This window comes from Vibrio sinensis, assembly GCF_003605645.1.
Classification (GTDB): Bacteria; Pseudomonadota; Gammaproteobacteria; order Enterobacterales; family Vibrionaceae; genus Vibrio; species Vibrio sinensis.
The window spans coordinates 1-19,889 of record NZ_QVMU01000036.1 but is presented as its reverse complement, the minus strand read 5'-3'; the positions used below and the strand labels follow the sequence as shown (position 1 = coordinate 19,889).

24 protein-coding genes are annotated in these 19,889 nt (G+C 41.1%); 19 read left to right on the top strand and 5 right to left on the bottom strand.

What is annotated here, in order from left to right; translation table 11 throughout:
- Positions 1–54: 54 nt before the first annotated feature.
- Positions 55–1,059 carry an alpha/beta fold hydrolase gene (locus DZ860_RS22055; protein WP_120035317.1) on the bottom strand — a complete coding sequence of 335 codons (1,005 nt, stop codon included), beginning with the start codon at positions 1,057–1,059 and terminating at the stop codon, positions 55–57.
- A gap of 89 nt (positions 1,060–1,148) precedes the next feature.
- Between DZ860_RS22055 and rhtB the strand changes: the two genes are divergently transcribed.
- The 7 genes from rhtB (at position 1,149) to DZ860_RS22020 (ending at position 7,486) form a co-directional block, all read left to right on the top strand.
- Positions 1,149–1,766: a homoserine/homoserine lactone efflux protein gene (gene rhtB, locus DZ860_RS22050; RefSeq protein WP_120035315.1), complete on the top strand. Its 618-nt coding sequence runs from the start codon at positions 1,149–1,151 to the stop codon at positions 1,764–1,766.
- Between the two features lie 28 nt (positions 1,767–1,794).
- Entirely contained in the window at positions 1,795–3,024 is a 1,230-nt protein-coding gene (locus tag DZ860_RS22045; protein WP_120035314.1) for an EAL and HDOD domain-containing protein, read from the top strand.
- A 165-nt stretch (positions 3,025–3,189) separates the two neighbouring features.
- Positions 3,190–3,531 carry a metalloregulator ArsR/SmtB family transcription factor gene (locus DZ860_RS22040; protein WP_120035312.1) on the top strand — a complete coding sequence of 114 codons (342 nt, stop codon included), beginning with the start codon at positions 3,190–3,192 and terminating at the stop codon, positions 3,529–3,531.
- A 20-nt stretch (positions 3,532–3,551) separates the two neighbouring features.
- Entirely contained in the window at positions 3,552–4,553 is a 1,002-nt protein-coding gene (locus DZ860_RS22035; protein ID WP_120035310.1) for an ArsJ-associated glyceraldehyde-3-phosphate dehydrogenase, read from the top strand.
- 11 nt (positions 4,554–4,564) lie between these two features.
- Positions 4,565–5,050 (top strand): cyclin-dependent kinase inhibitor 3 family protein, encoded by a 486-nt coding sequence (locus DZ860_RS22030; RefSeq protein ID WP_120035308.1) that lies wholly within the window; start codon positions 4,565–4,567, stop codon positions 5,048–5,050.
- Positions 5,051–5,154: 104 nt separating this feature from the next.
- Positions 5,155–6,375, top strand: a complete 1,221-nt coding sequence (arsJ, locus tag DZ860_RS22025) for an organoarsenical effux MFS transporter ArsJ (protein WP_120035306.1) — start codon at positions 5,155–5,157, stop codon at positions 6,373–6,375.
- 97 nt (positions 6,376–6,472) lie between these two features.
- On the top strand, positions 6,473–7,486 hold the full coding sequence (locus tag DZ860_RS22020; protein ID WP_120035305.1) for an acyltransferase: 1,014 nt from the start codon (positions 6,473–6,475) through the stop codon (positions 7,484–7,486).
- 19 nt (positions 7,487–7,505) lie between these two features.
- Here DZ860_RS22020 and DZ860_RS22015 read toward each other — a convergent pair whose 3' ends face one another.
- Entirely contained in the window at positions 7,506–7,835 is a 330-nt protein-coding gene (locus tag DZ860_RS22015; RefSeq protein ID WP_120035303.1) for a DUF2500 domain-containing protein, read from the bottom strand.
- A gap of 255 nt (positions 7,836–8,090) precedes the next feature.
- Between DZ860_RS22015 and DZ860_RS22010 the strand changes: the two genes are divergently transcribed.
- From DZ860_RS22010 to DZ860_RS21985, 4 genes are all read left to right on the top strand, one after another.
- Complete coding sequence (locus DZ860_RS22010; RefSeq protein ID WP_120035302.1) at positions 8,091–8,456, top strand: DUF4145 domain-containing protein; 366 nt, start codon at positions 8,091–8,093, stop codon at positions 8,454–8,456.
- Positions 8,457–9,411: 955 nt separating this feature from the next.
- Complete coding sequence (locus tag DZ860_RS21995; protein ID WP_120035298.1) at positions 9,412–10,035, top strand: lysoplasmalogenase; 624 nt, start codon at positions 9,412–9,414, stop codon at positions 10,033–10,035.
- A gap of 62 nt (positions 10,036–10,097) precedes the next feature.
- Positions 10,098–10,334, top strand: a complete 237-nt coding sequence (locus tag DZ860_RS21990; protein WP_120035296.1) for a YecH family metal-binding protein — start codon at positions 10,098–10,100, stop codon at positions 10,332–10,334.
- 146 nt (positions 10,335–10,480) lie between these two features.
- The gene (locus DZ860_RS21985; RefSeq protein WP_120035294.1) at positions 10,481–11,068 is read left to right on the top strand and encodes a YhgN family NAAT transporter; all 588 of its coding nucleotides are present in this window, start codon (positions 10,481–10,483) and stop codon (positions 11,066–11,068) included.
- Positions 11,069–11,137: 69 nt separating this feature from the next.
- Here DZ860_RS21985 and DZ860_RS21980 read toward each other — a convergent pair whose 3' ends face one another.
- Positions 11,138–11,404 (bottom strand): DUF1145 domain-containing protein, encoded by a 267-nt coding sequence (locus DZ860_RS21980; protein WP_120035292.1) that lies wholly within the window; start codon positions 11,402–11,404, stop codon positions 11,138–11,140.
- A gap of 9 nt (positions 11,405–11,413) precedes the next feature.
- Entirely contained in the window at positions 11,414–12,016 is a 603-nt protein-coding gene (gene rsmD / locus DZ860_RS21975) for a 16S rRNA (guanine(966)-N(2))-methyltransferase RsmD (protein WP_120035290.1), read from the bottom strand.
- Between the two features lie 208 nt (positions 12,017–12,224).
- On the opposite strand from rsmD, the gene ftsY reads away from it, so the two are divergent.
- The 6 genes from ftsY (at position 12,225) to glpG (ending at position 17,691) form a co-directional block, all read left to right on the top strand.
- Positions 12,225–13,424, top strand: a complete 1,200-nt coding sequence (ftsY, locus tag DZ860_RS21970) for a signal recognition particle-docking protein FtsY (RefSeq protein WP_120035288.1) — start codon at positions 12,225–12,227, stop codon at positions 13,422–13,424.
- Positions 13,425–13,450: 26 nt separating this feature from the next.
- Positions 13,451–14,125 carry a cell division ATP-binding protein FtsE gene (gene ftsE, locus DZ860_RS21965; protein ID WP_120035286.1) on the top strand — a complete coding sequence of 225 codons (675 nt, stop codon included), beginning with the start codon at positions 13,451–13,453 and terminating at the stop codon, positions 14,123–14,125.
- Complete coding sequence (ftsX, locus tag DZ860_RS21960) at positions 14,115–15,080, top strand: permease-like cell division protein FtsX (RefSeq protein WP_120035284.1); 966 nt, start codon at positions 14,115–14,117, stop codon at positions 15,078–15,080. Before ftsE ends, ftsX begins: the two co-directional genes overlap by 11 nt.
- A 190-nt stretch (positions 15,081–15,270) precedes the next feature.
- Positions 15,271–16,128, top strand: a complete 858-nt coding sequence (gene rpoH / locus DZ860_RS21955; protein ID WP_120035282.1) for an RNA polymerase sigma factor RpoH — start codon at positions 15,271–15,273, stop codon at positions 16,126–16,128.
- Between the two features lie 393 nt (positions 16,129–16,521).
- Positions 16,522–16,842 carry a thiosulfate sulfurtransferase GlpE gene (glpE, locus tag DZ860_RS21950; RefSeq protein WP_120035280.1) on the top strand — a complete coding sequence of 107 codons (321 nt, stop codon included), beginning with the start codon at positions 16,522–16,524 and terminating at the stop codon, positions 16,840–16,842.
- A 9-nt stretch (positions 16,843–16,851) separates the two neighbouring features.
- Complete coding sequence (gene glpG / locus DZ860_RS21945; protein ID WP_120035278.1) at positions 16,852–17,691, top strand: rhomboid family intramembrane serine protease GlpG; 840 nt, start codon at positions 16,852–16,854, stop codon at positions 17,689–17,691.
- Between the two features lie 62 nt (positions 17,692–17,753).
- Here glpG and DZ860_RS21940 read toward each other — a convergent pair whose 3' ends face one another.
- The gene (locus DZ860_RS21940) at positions 17,754–18,161 is read right to left on the bottom strand and encodes a flagellar basal body-associated protein FliL (RefSeq protein WP_120035276.1); all 408 of its coding nucleotides are present in this window, start codon (positions 18,159–18,161) and stop codon (positions 17,754–17,756) included.
- A gap of 164 nt (positions 18,162–18,325) precedes the next feature.
- On the opposite strand from DZ860_RS21940, the gene DZ860_RS21935 reads away from it, so the two are divergent.
- Both DZ860_RS21935 and ubiA read left to right on the top strand, forming a co-directional pair.
- Positions 18,326–18,865 carry a chorismate lyase gene (locus DZ860_RS21935; RefSeq protein WP_120035274.1) on the top strand — a complete coding sequence of 180 codons (540 nt, stop codon included), beginning with the start codon at positions 18,326–18,328 and terminating at the stop codon, positions 18,863–18,865.
- The gene (ubiA, locus tag DZ860_RS21930; RefSeq protein ID WP_120035272.1) at positions 18,866–19,720 is read left to right on the top strand and encodes a 4-hydroxybenzoate octaprenyltransferase; all 855 of its coding nucleotides are present in this window, start codon (positions 18,866–18,868) and stop codon (positions 19,718–19,720) included. It begins immediately after the preceding gene.
- The last annotated feature ends 169 nt before the right edge of the window (positions 19,721–19,889 follow it).

The following is a 19,889-nucleotide window of genomic DNA, read 5'->3' as shown; positions in this document are numbered from 1 at the left end:
AAAAAGAGGGTAAAAAACAGCAGATGATTTTTCCTTATTTGCTGTTTATCTCTTCTATTCGTTATGGCTTTCGACGTTGGCAAAGAAAGATAGCATGGTATCGAGAGCGTGATTGCGGCACTCATCCTTTTCAAACAAAATCTCATGACGAGCACCATGAATGATGCTTAAGGCACAGTGTGTGTTTGTCTTTGCTAGTTTTTTCATAAACTTAATTTGTGCACTGTTTGAGACTATTTGGTCTTCACTCGCTTGCAGTAATAAAAGTGGTAATTTGATTTGTCGAGTCAGCAAAATACATAATTTGGAAGCCATGAGGCCTTGCCATACCCAGCGAGTACTTGCACCACCGATACGCAACTCTGGCTTATTCTCGTAGAGATTTCTAAACCAATGATAGCGTACATCACTTTGACTTAAGCGATTGTCTTCAAAAGGTTTTGGGTAATAAGCACACTGTCCTGGGGCATAACTGGGTTTCGCGGATATTGCATCAAGCACTTGTCCTACTTGAACAGCAATAGGTTTAAGATACCAAGGAAGTGAAACGCCGAACATTGGGGCGCTAAGCGCAATACTGTGGAAAGGATGCTCAGGATGCGTTTGTAAGTAGCGAGTTGCGATATTGCCACCCATAGAGTGCGCGATAAGGTGACATTGTTGATATTGAGCCAATGGGAAGTGTTCGACCATTAAGGCAAGGTCATCGACATAGTCATTGAATTCGTACACATACCCCATCTGTTTGTCATCAATTAGGCGGCCAGATAGACCTTGGCCTCTATGATCATAAGAGTGTATGTCATAGCCTTGTTGGTAGAGGTCGTAAAATAGCTCTTGATATTTTTCGGTGCATTCAATGCGGCCATTGACGATAACAACAGCTTTACTATGGTGAATAGAGGTGAGTGAAATCCAATGAATTTTGGTTTTATCACGCGACTTAATAAAGCCGTCCTGACGAGATTCCCAAAGGTGAGCAATATCACCATCGATTGCTTGCTCGAAATTAGACTCTTGAGTATAAATGGGCTGAATAAGGGCGCTCTCTTGGTCCATAAATAATAGGCTCTGACGTTAGTTAGGGTATTGCTTGTTGTCATTTAAATTATGTGTGGCTAAAGAGATTTAGTCGAGAGGAAATAACGATGGATTTACATGTATGGTTTGCTTATGTTGCGACCGCTATTGTTTTTAGCTTAGCTCCAGGTTCTGGTACCGTGAATTCAATCAGTAATGGGTTGAGTTATGGCACACGCAAATCCTTAGGTGCGATTGTGGGCTTACAAATTGGTTTGGCTGTGCATATTGTATTGGTTGGAGCCGGTATTGGTGCACTTGTTGCTCAGTCCGCACTGGCATTTTCTATTATAAAATGGGTTGGTGCCGCTTATTTAGTCTGGCTTGGTATTCAGAAATGGCGCGATCACAGTAGTTTAACCGCTCAGGGTGGAGATCATGATCTATCTGGTTGGTCACTATTGCGAAAAGCTATTTTGATTAACTTAGCGAATCCTAAATCCATCGTTTTTCTTGTTGCACTGTTTCCACAGTTTATTGATCCGACCAAAGATCAGGTGATGCAAATTTTAGTTCTAGGTGTCACTACCGTTGTTATTGATGCCATCGTTATGTTTGGTTACACCTCTTTAGCATCGCAAATGGGACGTTTTATACGTTCTGAGAGGATCATGGGAAAAATTAACAAGGTGTTCGGTTCCATGTTTATGGGTTGTGGGGCATTATTGGCAGCCGCTAAAGCATAAATGCTATTTATAAAGTCATTGGGATCTCATGAGAAAAACCTATGTAGCTCGTCAACCTATACTCAACGCTCGGCGACAGACTCTTGGTTATGAGCTATTGTTTCGAGATGGTGAGCACAATGCCTACCCCGCTCATGTAGATTCCAATCGAGCGACCTATCGATTGATTGCTGAAAACTTTTTATCGATAGGTGTTAATCCCGCGATTTCTTATTCCCGTTGTTTTGTTAACTTTCCTTATCAGAGCTTAGTGCGTCGTTTGCCGACGTGTCTACCGAAAGACTCTATTGTGGTTGAAGTACTAGAAACCTGCGAACCTACAGATGAGTTATATCAAGCGGTAAAAGAACTTAACGCTAGTGGCTACATCATTGCACTAGATGACTTTGTATATAGTGCTGACTGGGAAAGATTTTTGCCTTATGTCCATATTGTAAAAATCGATGTGATGGCGATGGGATTGAGCGCAGCTTGCGAATTTGTTAAACAACGAATCGCGCAAGGTAGTCGACGTAAGTATTTAGCTGAGCGAATTGAAACTGAAGAGGAGTTTATCGTTGCCCGCAGCGCAGGTTTTACTTTCTTCCAAGGTTATTTTTTTAGTAAACCACAATTGATTCAACGTCGTTATATCAGCCCAGAGCAAGTGATTGCCATGGAGCTATTTCGAGAAGTCTGCTGCCAAGATGTTAATTTTGAACGTGTAGAAGCGATTATCTCTAAAGATGTCACGCTCTCGTATAAGCTACTGAAATTTGTAAATACCTTATCCGACAGACTGGAAGTGCCAATTTCCTCCTTTCATCAAGCTCTTGTCTACCTTGGGCAAGATCGCCTTAAAATGTTTGTTTCGTTATCTGTGGCGTCGTTTGTATCTTCGAAAAAACCTAAAGAGCTATACAGCTTATCGTTGCAGCGGGCTCAATTCTGCTTGCTGATGTCGAATCATTACCCATTGCGTCAGCAATCAGACCAAGCTTTTTTAATTGGATTGTTTTCAATCTTGGATGCACTGTTCGATGTGTCGCTAGAGCATATTTTGGAACAGTTGCCTTTGGCATCATCCGTTAAACAAGCATTATTGGAACGCAAAGGCCCTTATGGGCTGTTGTTGTCGATACAAGAACATTATGAGAGTGGTAACTGGCAAGGAATGCAAAAAAATTGTCAGGCATTGGATTTAACCTTAGAAGATATCATGCCCAATATTTCTGCGGCTCAAAAATGGAGCCAGGAGATAGAACAAGTCTGCGCGTAATCTATCAAAAACTTATCAGTAAAATCTCTTGATCAAAAATGGCCTCTTACGTTGAGGCCATTTTTGATCAAGAGATGAAATTTTTATGACATTCATTTTTTGCTCTTGACGTTAACATCAAAACAAATAAAGATATACGCATATCCATATATGAGTATGTGTCTTATGTTACCCCATCAGTTTTTCAAATTGCTATCTGACGAAACGCGAGTGCGTTGCCTAATGCTTATTGAGCGGGAAACCTGCCTATCTGTAGGTGAGCTAACAGAAGCCTTGCAAGAGAGTCAACCTAAGATATCTCGCCATCTTGCCCAACTACGTTCTAGTGGCATTCTTGTGAATGTTCGCCAAGGGCAGTGGGTGTTTTATCGATTATCAGATCAACTACCGGGTTGGATGAAAAAACTGATTGATGACTTGGTGGCATCTAATTGTCTAAAAACAGAATACCAACACGATATTGAAAGACTTCATGCGATACAGGCTCGTCCTGTTTGCTGCCAATAAATGTAGAAAGAGAGACGATTATGACAATTAAAGTAGGTATTAACGGATTTGGCCGTATTGGTCGCTTGGCATTGCGTGCGGCCTTTGATTGGCCGGAACTTGAATTTGTATTGATTAATGATGTTGCAGGTGACGCTAAAACATTAGCACATTTACTTGAGTTTGATTCAGTTCAAGGACGCTGGCAGCATGAAGTCACAGTGCAAGGTGATGAGATGGTTATTGCCGAACAACGAATTAAAACAACACGAGAGAAAGATATCAATGCGGTTGATTGGTCAGGATGTGATGTGGTTATTGAAGCCACAGGCGTACACCGCAAGACAGAATTTTTAAATAAATATTTATCTCAAGGTGTAAAACGAGTTGTGGTTTCGGCACCAGTGAAAGAAGACGGCATCGCTAATATTGTGGTTGGTGTGAATGATAATATTTTCAATCCTGATATTCATCGCATCGTTACCGCGGCATCGTGTACCACTAACTGTATTGCACCTGTCGTTAAGGTAATTCATGAGAAATTAGGTATCGAGCAGTCTGCATTTACGACGATTCATGATTTAACGAATACTCAAACAATTCTAGATGCTCCGCATAAAGATCTACGTCGTGCAAGAGCTTGCGGCATGAGTTTGATTCCAACCTCGACTGGCTCAGCAACAGCTATTGTAGAAATATTTCCTGAGTTAGCCGGTAAAATTAATGGTCATGCAGTTCGTGTTCCACTGGCAAATGCATCGTTAACCGACATCATTTTTGATGTGAAGCGTGATACCACTGTAGAAGAAGTAAATGCGCTATTAAAAGAAGCGTCAGAGGGTGAACTGAAAGGCATTCTGGGCTTTGAAGAGCGTCCACTTGTCTCGATTGATTACAAAGGTGATCAGCGCTCTACCATTGTCGATGCACTATCAACTATGGTTGTAGGTTCAAGAATGGTCAAAATTTATGCTTGGTACGATAATGAAATGGGCTACGCAACACGCACCGCTGAACTTGTCCGTACCGTCGGATTGGCATAGGAGAAAATAAGATGACGCATCCTACTTGGCAACTTAACGTAGATTCTGGCGCTTTAATTTTAACGCCGTGTCCGGGAACACAAAATATACCACTTGCTGAATCACTGGCTCAATTAAAACAGCAGGGCGTTACTGCGATCGTGACAGCTATTTCAGCTCATGAAATGGCAGAGAAAGGAGTGGAAGAGCTCGGAGAGCAAACTCAGGCATTAGGAATGGATTGGTTCCATCTAGTTATTGAAGATGACTGCGCTCCCGATGAGCAATTTATCTCTCAATGGAATAGTGCTAGTCCGGCCCTGCATGAAAAAATCGACCGTGGAGAGAAAGTCGCAATGCATTGTATGGGGGGATCTGGTCGAACCGGCATTCTTGCTGCTCATCTATTGCTTGAGCGTCAATGGGATATTTCTCATATCATTGAGCAAGTCAAAGCCTTGCGCCCCGGTGCTTTTACTAAATCTGTGCAAGTAGATTACATTCATCGTTTCGCTTAACAATCAGCATAAATAGCTTTTGGATCATAGGTAACCTAAAGCATTTGGATCATAGGTGTCCAAAAGCTTTTCTTGCTGTACAGATGAAGACAAGTAGGTGAATTATGTTCTCCAAACTGAGTAAAAATGTTCGTCAGTATATGCTGGTGACATTTAACTATTGGAACTTTACGGTTACAGATGGCGCACTTCGGATGCTGGTGGTGCTCTATTTTCATGATTTAGGCTATAGCACTCTAGACATCGCTTCCTTATTCCTTTTTTACGAATTTTTTGGTGTGGTGACGAACCTAGTTGGAGGGTGGCTAGGCGCTCGTATTGGTTTAAATAAAACCATGAACTTGGGACTTGCGCTGCAGGTGGTTGCTTTGAGCATGCTTGCAGTACCATCGGCATGGTTAACCATTCCTTGGGTCATGTTCGCTCAAGCCATGTCTGGAATTGCAAAAGACTTAAACAAGATGAGTGCTAAGAGCTCAATTAAGGCATTGGTTCCAAGTGACCAGCAAGGAGCACTGTATAAATGGGTCGCAATGCTAACAGGGTCAAAAAATGCATTGAAAGGCGCAGGATTCTTTCTTGGTGGCTTACTGTTGTCTTTGATTGGTTTCAAAGCCGCTGTGCTATTAATGGCAAGCATTCTGTTTGTGGTATTAATTGGTAGCCTTATTGGTTTAGAAAGTGACATGGGTAAAGCCAAGAGCAAGCCAAAATTCAAACAATTATTTTCAAAGTCGAGTTCTATAAACGTACTTTCTGCGGCAAGAATGTTTTTATTTGGTGCTCGTGATGTGTGGTTTGTCGTAGCCTTGCCTATTTATCTAGGTAGCGTTTTTGGTTGGGAACATTTATGGGTAGGTGGCTTCTTAGCTACCTGGGTCATTGCTTATGGCTTTGTTCAAGGATTCGCTCCTAAGATTACCGGTAAAGCTCAAGGAAACGTTCCAGATGGTCGTGCTGCTTTTATTTGGGTTGCTGTGCTTGCTATCGTAACAGGAGCTATTGCTTACTGTGTGCAAATGGGATGGCAACCCCAGCTTGTGATTGTAGTCGGCTTGATGGTTTTTGGTGCCATATTTGCCATTAACTCTTCATTACATTCGTATTTGATAGTGAGTTACGCAAAAGGTGATGGTGTTTCATTAGATGTTGGCTTTTATTACATGGCAAACGCAATGGGACGTTTAATTGGAACCATACTCTCTGGGTGGGTATTTCAAGTGGCTGGTTTTGCCGCATGTCTATGGGTTTCATTTGCATTTCTTGCCATTACGACGGTAATTTCACTTAAGTTACCTAAATCGACAGTCGCTGCTGCTGCATAATTGAACTGATTTATTACTTAAAGCTGACTCGTATCTACAACGAGTCAGCTTTTTTATTGCTATATTCATCGCAACCATTGTTTGATGAAGCAAAATTATGCGAGAGAGAGTTCAGTACTTTGATTTAATGAGGTGTGTGGCAGCGATAGCAGTGATTGCCATTCATGTTTTAGCGCCGTATCGTCAATTGCTTGGTGATATTCCTTTCGGCGAATGGTTAACTGCGGTGACGGTCAATGGGATATCTCGTTGGGCTGTGCCGGTCTTTATTCTTATCACTGGAGCTTTGATGCTTAGTGATACTCGTCCTTTTGACTTTCACTATTATGTAAAGCGGCGTTTAGGCAAAGTGCTTGTGCCATTTTTAGTCTGGTCGCTCTTTTATGCGTACCTTTCAGGTTGGAGCCTTCATGGTTTCGATATCAATACGGTTAAGCAGGTTCTTAGTGATAGTTATCACCATGCCACCTATTATCATTTAGGCTTTTTTTACTATTTCATCCCTCTCTATTTTGTTATTCCTTTGTTTCAATGGTTGATCCGTCATTATGATGAGAGTGTGATTTTAGGATTTATATCGATATGGTTAGCCACAACATTTCTCTACCTTCTGGGGATTGATGGTATTTGGAGTAATCAACTTTGGCTCTACAGTGGTTACCTACCGTTGGGATATTGGTTATATAAAATGGTACCCAATACCCGTTTGAACTTGGTACGAGCGATTTACTTGGGTGGTATCGCGCTCGTTTTTACTGTCGTTATGGTTGTCGATTTAAGCTTAGCAGCTGATAAATATACCGTTGGACGTTGGCTGTCATATAAAACACTTAATGTTGTGTTAGCTGCCAGTATGGTGTTTGTGGTCTGTCGCTATTTGGCTGGTCATCTTTCAGATAAGGCGCAAAGTGTGGTAGGACTCATCAGCAAACATAGTCTAGGCATCTACATTCTTCATCCTATTTTCTTGTGGCCGATGAAACAGTTTGAATGGTATCAAGGTAACCCATTGTGGGTGATTCCATGCTGGGTCTTATTAAGTGGGACTGGCGCACTCGCGACCAGTTGGTTATTGGCACGATCCGCGAAGACGCGTTGGCTTTTGCCTTAGGGTTTTTATTACTCAGCTCTTAACGGTGAAGAGAAAAGTGCATAAATTGGTTGCCCTGATAAGTTAATGTTCCCTTATCGCCAGGGTTAAGTGCATGGAAGTAATGTACACCGACTTGAAATTCTCGTTTTGGGCCTATTTTTCCTTTTTGTACATAAATCCAATATTCTTGGTCATCATGTCCGATTGGGACATTCTCTAAAGGAATTGATTGTTTATCGAGAATTGTGACTATGACTGATTGTTCAGGAGCATTTTCACCTTGAACGTGCTTACGATAGAGATGGATAAAACACCCACCACCAACGATGGCCAGTACAGCTATAGTGAAAAATAATGAAATAGGCATCAGTTCTTCCCCCCTGGAACTTAGCTAGCATTCTAGCGGCTTTTTATAGGCTATGCTGTCCAGATAGAGTGGTTCCGTGAAAAATAAGCAACGGACTAAAGAATATTCGGTCTAAATCACACCCTGTATCTCAATGTTTGTTGGCTCTGACTAGCGGGTGTTGGCAAATTGACATAATTTTTCTTGCAACCTTATGATTAAATAGGGATATATAAAGGAGAAGTGGCACGTTGAGTGACTTGAAGGAGAACGGTCATGTCTGATATCGACAGAGTGATTACACGAACCCGAAGAATAGAGCATTTACTTCGCAAGCAATATCATGCGGATGGAAAGGGACTCCATCAACTGATTACTAGTTGTGAAGAAAGGTTACCTCATGATGTGGTAGCAAAGTTACGTTATATCGCCACGATAAGAAATAAAATCGTACATGAGCATGACTATAAGCTAGAGAATCGACGTGATTTTTTAAGTGTGTGCGATACGTGCGAAAAAGAACTAACACCACGCAGTGGTCGTTTTATCTGGCGAGTCGCTATAACCCTTATGCTCTTGATAACATTAGGGGCATTATTTTTCTATTACGCGCATTGGGATGTACTTACGGAGCATTTATAAGGATATGGTTCTGAAGTCAGTGAAACTGATAAAGAGAGCGCTTTTGAGTAAATACAGTGAATGGCGTAAAAGTGAGCTAGGTTCGTTGTAAAATTAAGCATTAATAAAAAAAAGGACGCAATCGCGTCCTTTTTTTTATTAATCTAATAATCAGTACATCATTGGCAGCGTCATAAGGCCAACAACTACCGCGATCATTACAAGTCCTTGTTTTTGCGAAGATGTAATCATAACACTGCTCCTAAAAATTCTTTAATTACGTTATGTTTATTAGAATAGCAGACTTTTTGTGCTTTGATCAACTGTGACTCTCATTATTCGATAAAATACTATCTTTTCCATCGATAAAAGTGAGCTTAAAGCTTGTTTAGAGGCGTTGTTTTGGGTGGGGAATAAATGTGCGATTGGTCATGTTTTGTAAAAAATCGCAGATAACCTTTTGATTTATTGTGACTTTCAATTGTTTCTTGTTTGTTCTTTTATGCTTTGTTGTATTTTTAGGGCTTGGGTTTGTGAATGTTAAAAATTACCTCCTTATTGGCTTTTTCTCATTGCTAAAGAATGATTGTTGATAATGGTTATCAGTTTGCTGTTTGGATTTTCTTTATTTTGCCTCTATTTTTTTATGATTACGATTATATTTCCATAGTGTGTTTTGTTGGTAATATCAAATTTCTATATAACCGATTGTTTTTTAATGTTATTTTTGTGCGTCCTGCTGTTTTTGTTAGTGGTGGGTTTTGGATTGTTTTGTTTTTACTGCTTAGGGCTTGGTTGTTTGTTAGTTTTTGCTTTAAATCGTAGTTGCGTGCTAATTAGAACTTAGTCATCACAAGTTGAAAGAGAGAGAGGATAGAATTGGAACAACTGTTGAGATCCAATTTTTATTGCGTCTATCTGGACTTCTTAGGTCGTAGACATACACTGGCGTGTCACTCAACAAAGAGAGGTAGTCATGTGGAGTTGGCTTTGTGTGGTTTTAGCCGGTTTTATTAGTATTTCTGCAAATGAACATGATTATAAAAAACAAGCAGCTATTTTTTCATCATTTTCTTTACTGCTGTTAATTGTCATCATTTGGACACAAGAGGCATTAGTTGGTGTTTCTGCTTGGTGGGTATCAATTGGCTTATTAGTGTCGATGCTTGCTGATAGTCTTTATATCTTTAAAAAATATGCAAAGTATGCGTTTGCTGGGTTTATTACAGCCCAAATTTGTTATGGCGCATCGTTTTGGGTGAGATTGAGTGGAGAGATTGTCTGGTGGTTGCCAGCCTTGCTATTGGCTGTCTGTATTATTACGTTTTTTCTTCTGTTACCGAAAATAGATAGACTTCTTTTTCCTGTAGTGAGCATGGGAATTGTTCTGATGTGGTTGAGTTGGTCAGCAGGTGAAGTGTGGTTAGCTCAACAGTCATTGGCAAGCTTACTGGGTTTTATAGGAGCATTAGTTATGATGCTATCTGCTGGGATGCTCGCTATTCATGATTACCGACATCCGTTGAGATTAGGCCGTTATATCGTTACGGGCAGTTACTTACTCGCCCATATGCTTATCGTCGCGTCATTGCTTGTTTGAGGTCATAGCAGGATGTTGAAGATGGATTATTCTTTGCGTTCAGTTAATGCAGAGGAATTCCCATGACAACAGAAATTCATGCTCATAATGTTTTAAACCTACTACGCGAACAAGCACTGTCTGAGCAAGAGCTGAGAAACACAGTTGTTGAAGAATTTGGTGAGGCTGCGCGTTTTAGAACTTGTAAGCTTGATGGCTTTGACTTTGATGCCTTGTTCGCTTTCTTTGTTCAGCGAAAAAAAATCATCGAACAAGATGGAAAATGGCATATCAATGCGGAAAGAGTGTGTAACCACTAAAAGTATGCGGTTATCAAGCTTGAGTTAAGAAAACAAATCAGAGAAAAGATCACTGGTATTCAGTGGTCTTTTTTTTATTTTTAACATAGCTCTGAAGCTCGACTAAGTTTTGTATATACTACGCGACTTTTTAGAGGCACCAGACTATGGATATCCTTTCTGCAGCAACCATGCTGTTCCTTATTATGGATCCATTAGGCAATCTGCCTATCGTCTTATCTATTTTAAAACATTTAGATCCTAAGCGTCGCCGTAAGGTATTGATTCGTGAGCTCTTGTTTGCACTTGCGATTCTCATGCTATTTTTGTTTGCGGGTAAAAGCATTATGGGCTTTTTACATGTGCAGCCTGAAACGTTGAGCATTTCTGGCGGTATCATTCTGTTTATTATCGCAATAAAACTGATTTTCCCCAGTGCAGGTAGTATTACAGGTTTAGGAGCAGGGGAAGAACCATTTATTGTTCCTATGGCGATCCCAATGATTGCCGGTCCGTCAGTGCTTGCTGCATTATTGTTACTTTCTACTCAATATTCAGACCAATTGTTCGATCTCTCTATTGCCGTTTTATTGGCATGGGGAGCGACATTTTTTATTCTGATGTTTAATGGCTTCTTCTTTAAAATTTTAGGTGAAAGAGGCTTAAAAGCGATTGAGCGGTTGATGGGATTATTGCTGGTTATGATTTCGACGCAAATGTTCTTAGATGGTGTAAAGAGCTATATGAGTCACTAAAATCTGTGAATATGAGTTGATAAAAAATGCCGCTCAGTGAGCGGCATTTTTGTGTTTTGAGAACGGTATTTACATCATGTGCTTCCGGCGGATGTCGAGCAAGGCGAAAATACCAAAAATGAGTATGGACCACTTTTCCCAACTGCTCATTTTAACTTTATCGCCAAATGCACCAATAAAGATGGCCATCTGTAACCCATGCATCATGAACAAGAAAGCGGTCATGATATACAGGGCAATCGCTGCTTTTCCTGGAAATGGCATAAAAAAGTTTAAGATTAAAATAAACCAAACAAAAGCAATCGCAGCTTTTGCTAATAAAATGAGTACTTTCATCTAATGTCCTTATTGTTCTGCTTGTCGTTCAAACAGTCGATAGCATACTTGTCCGGCTGTTTTTTCCCGATGTAAATTCCAGTGAGCCGGAATATTATCTAAAGCGAGTTCTTTTTCACTTTCAATGTAAATCATGGCATCGTCAGCTAACCAATGATTTGTTTCTAGTAGTTCAACAACCTCATTCAACAATCCTTTACGAAAAGGAGGATCAATAAACACGACATGATGTGGTGTGCCTGGTTGTTTTAAGAAGCTTATCGCGTCCGTATTTTTGGCTTGAAGGTTTGTCGCATTTAAAGCGGTGATATTTTTTTCAAGTTGTCTAAACGCGTTTTGATTCAATTCGATTAATGTCACCATTTCCGCCTGACGCGATGCAGCTTCAAAGCCCAACCCGCCAGAACCTGCAAATAAGTCGAGACATTTTGCTTTTGGCACATCATGGGCCAACCAGTTAAATAAGGTCTCTTTTACTCTATCCGTCGTAGGACGTAACCCTTCCGCATCATGCACAGGGAGTTTTCGACCTTTCCATAGGCCGCTGATAATGCGAACAAAGCCGGTAGAAGGCTTTTTTTGTGATGTGTTTTGCTGGCTACGTCTTACCATTGATTTTTTGACCGCTAATTAAGTGATACTATACCCAGTCGCTCAGGGAGAGCCCTGACTACAGCCGAATTTCATTGACGACAAAGTGTAACCTATCGCCGTTAAGCGGGGAAATTTTTCACTCTGTTGTCATTTTATTTTCTTGTTGATGTAAAACATTCAAGAGAAAGAGTTAGAGTTAAATTAAGACAATCTAGGATAGCCCGAGATGACAGAAAAAAAGAAGCGCGGATTACTTTCTTGGTTGGGTTTTGGTGATGAAGACCAAGCACCACAAACAACAGAACAAAAAGAACAAACGCCTACCGAAAATGATGCCGATGCGGATAAACAAGTTGTTGCTGAGACTGATCAAGAACTCGACACTAAACTAGCAGAAGCAGAAGCAGAAGCAGAAGCAGAAGCAGAAGCAGAAGCAGAAGCAGAAGCAGAAGCAGAAGCAGAAGCAGAAACGGTTGCTCGTGTTCAAGAGCAAGAAAAGCCGACAGAGAGTTTTTTTGCACGTCTAAAGCGTAGCCTTGCTCGAACTAAAGCTAATATCGGTGCTGGTTTCTTTGGTTTATTCAAAGGAAAGAAAATTGATGATGATTTATTTGAAGAGCTTGAAGAGCAACTATTGATTGCTGATGTCGGTATGGATACCACAACAAAGATTATTAATAACCTGACTGATAAATCGACACGCCAACAGTTAAAAGATGGTGAAGCGTTATATGGGTTATTAAAAGAAGAGATGGCCTCTATTTTGGCTAATGTTGAGAAACCTTTGGTGATCGACAGCAGCAAAACACCTTATGTCATTTTAATGGTTGGTGTTAATGGTGTGGGCAAGACAACGACCATTGGTAAGTTAGCTAAGCAGTTCCAAGCGGAAGGTAAGAAAGTGATGCTAGCCGCGGGTGATACGTTCCGCGCAGCAGCTGTTGAACAGCTTCAAGTTTGGGGTGAACGTAACAATGTTCCTGTTATTGCTCAACATACAGGTGCTGACAGTGCTTCGGTTATTTACGATGCAATCGAAGCGGCAAAAGCACGTGGTGTTGATGTTGTTATTGCAGATACCGCAGGTCGTTTGCAAAACAAAGCTAACTTAATGGAAGAACTTCGTAAAATAGTTCGTGTGATGCAGAAAATTGATGGTTCAGCACCACATGAAATCATGCTGACTCTAGATGCAGGTACTGGGCAAAATGCGATCAGTCAGGCAAAACTCTTTACTGATGTTGCACCATTAACGGGTATTACTTTGACAAAGTTAGATGGTACTGCCAAAGGTGGAGTGATCTTTGCTCTAGCGGATCAGTTCCAAATCCCAATTCGTTATATTGGTGTCGGCGAGGGGATTGATGATTTACGTCCTTTTGCAACTCAAGAGTTTATCGATGCATTGTTTAGTAGAGAAGATTGATTAGCGCTTAAGTAGAGGAATTTCGGGTGATAAAGTTTCAGCAGGTGAGTAAAGCTTACCGAGGCGGACGACAAGCATTACAGAAAGTTGATTTTCATCTTCGACGTGGTGAGATGGCGTTTCTTGGTGGGCACTCTGGTGCCGGCAAAAGCACATTGCTTAAATTGATTTGTGCGATTGAGCGACCAACTGATGGAAAAGTGAGTTTTAATGGTCACGACATTACTCGAATTCCAAATAAAGACATCCCTTTCTTGCGCCGCAATATTGGGATCGTGTTTCAAGATCATCGGTTATTAATGGATCGTTCTGTCTACGATAATGTCGCGTTACCTATGCGTATCGAATCAATTTCTGAAAACGAGATTAAGCGTCGAGTATCCGCTGCTTTAGATAAAACAGGTTTACTGGATAAAGCTCGTTGTCTGCCAAGCCAGTTATCTGGTGGTGAGCAGCAGCGAGTTGGGATTGCGCGTGCGGTCGTAAACAGACCGACATTGTTGGTTGCGGATGAACCCACGGGGAATTTAGACTCTGAGCTATCCAATCGAGTATTAAAGCTGTTAGAAGAATTTAATCGTGCTGGTGTCACTATTTTATTGGCGACACACGATATTAATTTAGTGAATACTCGTCCTCAATATCGTCATTTTGAACTTAATCATGGCTTTTTAAGTGAGGTTGGAGATTATGGTCGCTAACCGAAATAAAAAACCGTCATCGGCACGTGCGCAAAATCGTGTGACAAAAGATAGTTACTTCACTGTTCATTATAAAGAGGCCAAAGCATCGCTTGCAGCGCTATGGCAACGTCCTCTTGGTAACCTTTTGACACTTGCGGTTATCTCAATGGCACTCACAATGCCAGCTTCTCTCTATCTTTTAGGAAAAAATATCGCGGTTGTTTCGGAGAATGTTGTCACTCCATCGCAAGTTAGTGGTTACTTGAAAGAACAGATACCAGAGGCTCGTGTCATGGTACTTAAAGATCAACTTGAAAGTATGCCTCAAGTTGAAAAAGTACAATACATCTCACCGCAACAAGGTCTGGCGGATTTAAGTCAGTACTCCGGCTTTGACCAAGCGATTTCACTGCTTGATGATTACGCACTACCTGGTGTGTTAGTGATTACCCCGAGTTCAGACAGCAAAGAAGAGATCCAAGCTTTGGCACGAGAGTTACGATCTGAAGATGCAATTACTGATGTACGTATGGACGAAGATTGGTTAACGCGTTTAGATGCGATAAAAACGTTAGTCCTTGGTATTGTAGTCAGCTTATCTATCCTGATGCTTGGTTCCGTTTTTCTGATTGTCGGCAATACATTGCGTTTTAATGTCTTAGCTAATAAACATGAAATTCAAACGATGAAGTTAATTGGCGCAACGGATAGCTATATTTTACGTCCTTATCTTTATTCTGGAATGTGGTTTGGCCTACTCGGGGCGATTACAGCATGGATTCTTACAACGGTTATCACAGTTTCTTTGAACCGCAGTGTTGAGCAATTAGCTCTTCTGTATGATAGCCGCTTCAGCTTAATTGGTATGAGTTGGGATGAATCACTTCTATTGTTAATGGTTGGCGCTTTCTTGGGTTGTATTGCAGCGAGATTCTCAGCTCGTCGACACCTAAAAGAGATAGAGCCAGTTTAAACACTAAACACTCACACTATTGCAAAAAGTATACGCAACCGTATACTTTATGATCCTGGACGGCTATTTTTTGATCTTGTATCGACGTTGCGTTTATGGATAATAACTTCCCTTGCTTGAAACCTGTTCATTTAGGGTTCAAGATTGATGGCTTAAATTTACTCCAGATCAGAGACTGATGAGGAATTGAATGACTAACCAAGCGTACCCGATGGCGGTAGTGACACAAGATAGCTTAGATAGCTATATCCGCTCAGCGAACAGCTACCCAATGCTGACCGTTGACGAAGAACGTGCACTTGCAGAAAGACTGCATTACGACGGTGAAATAGATGCAGCAAAAGGTTTAATCCTTTCGCATCTACGTTTTGTCGTGCATGTTGCTCGCGGTTACTCTGGTTATGGATTACCGATGGCTGACTTAGTTCAGGAAGGTAATATCGGTTTGATGAAAGCGGTTAAGCGATTTAACCCTGAAGTCGGTGTTCGATTGGTTTCTTTTGCTGTCCACTGGATTAAAGCTGAAATTCATGAATATGTATTACGCAATTGGCGCATCGTTAAAGTAGCGACGACGAAAGCTCAACGTAAATTATTCTTTAACCTACGTAAGTCAAAAAAACGTTTGGGTTGGTTTAATAATGGTGAGATTGAGACGGTTGCTAGAGAGTTAGGTGTGGAACCATCAGAAGTTAGAGAGATGGAATCCCGACTTGCGGCACAAGATGCAACTTTTGAAATGTCATCAGATGACGACGATTCTAGCTCTTCTTATTCTGCGCCTGTACTTTATCTTGAAGATAAGGCTTCAGATGTTGCTGATAATATTGAAGCGGCGAACTGGGAAGCTCACACAAATAATCGTTTGAGTCTTGCGTTATCCAGTTTAGATGAGCGTAGCCAGCATATTGTACGTTCACGTTGGTTGAATGATGAGAAGTCGACATTACAAGAGTTGGCTGAAAACTATGGCGTATCAGCAGAGCGTATTCGTCAGCTAGAAAAGAACGCAATGAAAAAGCTAAAACTAGCCGTTGGCGAAATGTAGTCTAGCTAAATATCTATACTTTTGAAAAAGCCGAGATCAAATGATCTCGGCTTTTTTATTGGTGATCGAAAAGACTATGTTTCATGACGTTACCCCTGTGGGTAACTCTGTGAAAATTTTCTTGGTTAGCTGTCAGGAAATAGTGTAAATCAAAGGCTCTGAGGTTATTTGTCATTGGGGATATTTTTTCATTTACACACAAAAAAATAAGGATCATTACTACATGTAGTAGATCTTAAAATGAAATGACACTTTATCAACGTAATCCACAAGTTTATCCACAGTTGGTTGATAAGTGAACGCTTGTGGATGGTATCCTTGCCATCGTGTATTTGTTGAGCGTTGGATAGGTTACAATACCAACAAACTTGAACCTGATTAATGAGAGTGAAAATGGAACAATTTCAGCATATTGATGTTTTGGCGGCACAAAGCCTTTTAGAGCAAGGAGAAGCTCGAATTGTTGATATTCGTGATCCCCAGTCTTTTGCATTGGGTCATGCTCAAGGCGCACATCATCTTACCAATGACACCATGGTAAGTTTTATGGATGAACATGAATTTGAGCAGCCTGTGCTAGTGATGTGTTATCACGGTATAAGTAGTCAAGGTGCGGCTCAATATCTGATAAACCAAGGTTTTGAAGAGGTGTATAGTGTTGATGGCGGTTTTGATGCATGGCAACGAGCTAGCCTACCTATTGATGTTAAGTAAGGGATCCTAATGATTCGATTGATCACTCTCACTAACCCTAGGGCAGCCCAAGGGTTTATCGATTATATGGCATCACGTCATATTGATATTCAAATGATGCCAGAGGGAAGTGGTCAATTTGCATTGTGGCTGGTGGAAGCGGAGCATCAGGTTGAAGTTGAAGCTGAACTAAAAGCGTTTTTGGCTAATCCGTTGGCGAGTAAGTATCAGGCTGCATCGTGGGATATGGCGGAAACGCGTAAGAATAATTTTCAGTACTCTTCACCAAGTATGTTCGCGATGATCAAAGCCAAAGCTGGGCCATTTACATTATTCATTATGGTGCTTTGTATTGGTATTTTCACCCTACAACAGTTTGGTGCAGCAAATGATGTATTTGCGATGCTTCACTTTCCGGCAGACATAAGCCAGCAGTGGCAGTTATGGCGGTGGATAAGCCATGCTGTATTGCACTTTTCAGTTATGCATATTGCTTTTAATCTATTGTGGTGGTGGCAACTAGGTGGTGATATTGAACAGCGCTTAGGCTCAGGGAAATTGCTCCAACTATTTGTCGTTTCTGCGGCAATTTCGGGAGCGGGACAATACTGGGTAGAGGGTGCTAATTTTGGTGGCTTATCTGGTGTTGTATATGCATTGGTTGGGTATTTATGGATGCTAGGCTATCGTGCTCCTCATCTTGGTCTTTCTATGCCGAAGCCACTAATTGGCTTTATGCTCGTATGGTTAGTATTAGGATTTGTGCAGCCTTATATGGCGATTGCAAATACTGCGCATTTAGCGGGACTGCTATCGGGAATTGCTATCGGTCTTGTTGATGCGTCACGGTGGCAAAAAAAGACAGCCTAGGCTGTCTTTTTTAGATAATAACTATGGTCATTCGAACTGTGGATTCATGGCTGACATTTAAGCTATTGGTATAAATATTTAGTAAACAATAGGTCAGCAATGATCGTCTTTCCTGTCTCAGGAAGAAGCACCGAATTAAGTTGAGCAACTAATGTTTTACGTAAATCTTCACGTCCAGCAAGAGATTTGATGGTATCTTCAGATTGTTTTCCTAGCAATTCAATCACCGCATCGCGTATTAAAGGTTGATGGTGTTCTATCGCCGCTAGATCCTGTTGATTTGAGACCATAATATCAACGCGTACTTGAATATAGCCAAGGTGCTTCCCTTTGGTAAAGAAGTTGGTCGTGAGATCTGGCTCGAGAGTGAAGTACGCGAGTTTCGGCGCAGTTTGTTCTTGAGCAAACGATGCTGCTGAAAAAATAAGGCACATCGCGACAATTATTTGGGCTAGGTAACGTTTCAACATAATTCTGTTTTGTCTTTCTTCTAATCTCGATACTCGAATCGTCAGACTCTTGTTACAATAGAGCGTCCATTTGTAATCAAATTGCGCTAACCGCAGAGATGGTGGTTAACACTAATGATTGAAGCTTTATTGTACTTCGATAAAGCAGGTTATTGAATACTAGTATGAATCAATTAATTTCGCTTTATTTATCAGCACTTAATGCAGCTCATTGGCAAGAGCCTAATGAGTTTAGCTTTCCTACACAGGTTGCCAAAAACTGGTTGTTAGAACAGGGCTCTTTGTCACGTTTATTAGAGACACATTGCCAATCTCTTACAGTCGATTTACTGCATAACGATTTACTTGTTGCTGACAAGTTGAATCATCAAGAAGCGGCACTTCTGTCGAAAGAATCTTGTTTGCTGCGCAAAGTTATTTTAAAAGGTGATAATGTTCCTTGGGTTATGGGGCGAACTCTCATTCCTTATTCTTCGATGCAAGAACAACAATATGATCTTGCTCGGCAAGGAGATATCCCTCTTGGTTTAACTGTCTTTAGCGCTAATGCTGTTAAACGTGATGCATTGCAAGTTGCACAGATTGAAACGGAAGAGGGGCTGCTATTGGCTCGACGTTCGCGATTGTGGATGAACCATAAACCTATGTTAGTGGCAGAGTTATTTTTATCGACTGCACCAATTTACTCGAAGGAGAAAGTTTAGATGACCGTTGCAAAAGCAAGGGCTTATTGGCAGTTAATGAGAATGGATAGGCCTATTGGTTCACTATTATTATTGTGGCCAACGTTATGGGCTTTAATTATTGCTGCTCAAGGTATTCCTGATCTGAATGTCTTGATTGTTTTTATATTTGGCGTCGTCATGATGCGTTCCGCTGGGTGTGTGATTAACGACTTTGCTGACCGAAAAGTGGATGGTCATGTTAAGCGAACTCAGCACCGCCCTTTACCATCGGGTATCGTATCGAGTAAAGAAGCGATAGTACTATTTTGTGGACTCGCAGTACTTTCATTTTTACTGGTTCTCACCATGAACAAGCTGACGGTCATGCTCTCTTTTGGTGGGCTAGTATTAGCATTCATCTACCCATTTATGAAGCGTTTCACTCACTTGCCTCAACTTTTTTTAGGGTTAGCCTTTAGCTGGGCGATTCCGATGGCTTGGGCTGCGCAGGCTAATGAGTTGCCAGGAATGGTTTGGTATTTATTTGTGATCAATGCGCTGTGGACCATTGCCTACGACACTCAATACGCGATGGTTGACCGTGATGATGATTTGAAGATTGGCATCAAATCGACAGCGATTTTATTTGGTCGATTCGACAAAATGATCATTGGTGTCTTACAGCTTAGTACGATCTTATTGCTGTTAAATTTAGGGATGTGGTATTCGCTAGGTGCGAGCTTTTACTGGAGCTTGCTGGTGGTGAGTGCTCTATTTGTTTTCCAGCAACATTTGATTCGTCACCGAGATAGACAGTTATGCTTTCAAGCTTTTCTTAACAATAATTATGTCGGAATGGCGATAACTGTCGGCTTGTTAGCCGCATTCTGGTAATAAAAAATGGCATCCTAGGATGTAATGCCACTCGCTTAAGAGCGAGTGGCATTTTTATCTCTAGAGCGTGAGGGGTATTTTTGCGCTTTTTTTAGCACAGCTCTGGGGTAAGGCTTTCTTTTTCTCTTTTTAGGAAGTATTAGCCGTTTGCCATTGTCCCTCAACTCTT

What these genes read in the sequence shown, in the direction of transcription:
- DZ860_RS22055 (WP_120035317.1), bottom strand. Translation starts at nt 1,059, where the DNA reads ATGGACCAAGAGAGCGCCCTTATTCAGCCCATTTATACTCAAGAGTCT.
- rhtB (WP_120035315.1), top strand. Translation starts at nt 1,149, where the DNA reads ATGGATTTACATGTATGGTTTGCTTATGTTGCGACCGCTATTGTTTTT.
- DZ860_RS22045 (WP_120035314.1), top strand. Translation starts at nt 1,795, where the DNA reads ATGAGAAAAACCTATGTAGCTCGTCAACCTATACTCAACGCTCGGCGA.
- DZ860_RS22040 (WP_120035312.1), top strand. Translation starts at nt 3,190, where the DNA reads ATGTTACCCCATCAGTTTTTCAAATTGCTATCTGACGAAACGCGAGTG.
- DZ860_RS22035 (WP_120035310.1), top strand. Translation starts at nt 3,552, where the DNA reads ATGACAATTAAAGTAGGTATTAACGGATTTGGCCGTATTGGTCGCTTG.
- DZ860_RS22030 (WP_120035308.1), top strand. Translation starts at nt 4,565, where the DNA reads ATGACGCATCCTACTTGGCAACTTAACGTAGATTCTGGCGCTTTAATT.
- arsJ (WP_120035306.1), top strand. Translation starts at nt 5,155, where the DNA reads ATGTTCTCCAAACTGAGTAAAAATGTTCGTCAGTATATGCTGGTGACA.
- DZ860_RS22020 (WP_120035305.1), top strand. Translation starts at nt 6,473, where the DNA reads ATGCGAGAGAGAGTTCAGTACTTTGATTTAATGAGGTGTGTGGCAGCG.
- DZ860_RS22015 (WP_120035303.1), bottom strand. Translation starts at nt 7,835, where the DNA reads ATGCCTATTTCATTATTTTTCACTATAGCTGTACTGGCCATCGTTGGT.
- DZ860_RS22010 (WP_120035302.1), top strand. Translation starts at nt 8,091, where the DNA reads ATGTCTGATATCGACAGAGTGATTACACGAACCCGAAGAATAGAGCAT.
- DZ860_RS21995 (WP_120035298.1), top strand. Translation starts at nt 9,412, where the DNA reads ATGTGGAGTTGGCTTTGTGTGGTTTTAGCCGGTTTTATTAGTATTTCT.
- DZ860_RS21990 (WP_120035296.1), top strand. Translation starts at nt 10,098, where the DNA reads ATGACAACAGAAATTCATGCTCATAATGTTTTAAACCTACTACGCGAA.
- DZ860_RS21985 (WP_120035294.1), top strand. Translation starts at nt 10,481, where the DNA reads ATGGATATCCTTTCTGCAGCAACCATGCTGTTCCTTATTATGGATCCA.
- DZ860_RS21980 (WP_120035292.1), bottom strand. Translation starts at nt 11,404, where the DNA reads ATGAAAGTACTCATTTTATTAGCAAAAGCTGCGATTGCTTTTGTTTGG.
- rsmD (WP_120035290.1), bottom strand. Translation starts at nt 12,016, where the DNA reads ATGGTAAGACGTAGCCAGCAAAACACATCACAAAAAAAGCCTTCTACC.
- ftsY (WP_120035288.1), top strand. Translation starts at nt 12,225, where the DNA reads ATGACAGAAAAAAAGAAGCGCGGATTACTTTCTTGGTTGGGTTTTGGT.
- ftsX (WP_120035284.1), top strand. Translation starts at nt 14,115, where the DNA reads ATGGTCGCTAACCGAAATAAAAAACCGTCATCGGCACGTGCGCAAAAT.
- rpoH (WP_120035282.1), top strand. Translation starts at nt 15,271, where the DNA reads ATGACTAACCAAGCGTACCCGATGGCGGTAGTGACACAAGATAGCTTA.
- glpE (WP_120035280.1), top strand. Translation starts at nt 16,522, where the DNA reads ATGGAACAATTTCAGCATATTGATGTTTTGGCGGCACAAAGCCTTTTA.
- glpG (WP_120035278.1), top strand. Translation starts at nt 16,852, where the DNA reads ATGATTCGATTGATCACTCTCACTAACCCTAGGGCAGCCCAAGGGTTT.
- DZ860_RS21940 (WP_120035276.1), bottom strand. Translation starts at nt 18,161, where the DNA reads ATGTTGAAACGTTACCTAGCCCAAATAATTGTCGCGATGTGCCTTATT.
- DZ860_RS21935 (WP_120035274.1), top strand. Translation starts at nt 18,326, where the DNA reads ATGAATCAATTAATTTCGCTTTATTTATCAGCACTTAATGCAGCTCAT.
- ubiA (WP_120035272.1), top strand. Translation starts at nt 18,866, where the DNA reads ATGACCGTTGCAAAAGCAAGGGCTTATTGGCAGTTAATGAGAATGGAT.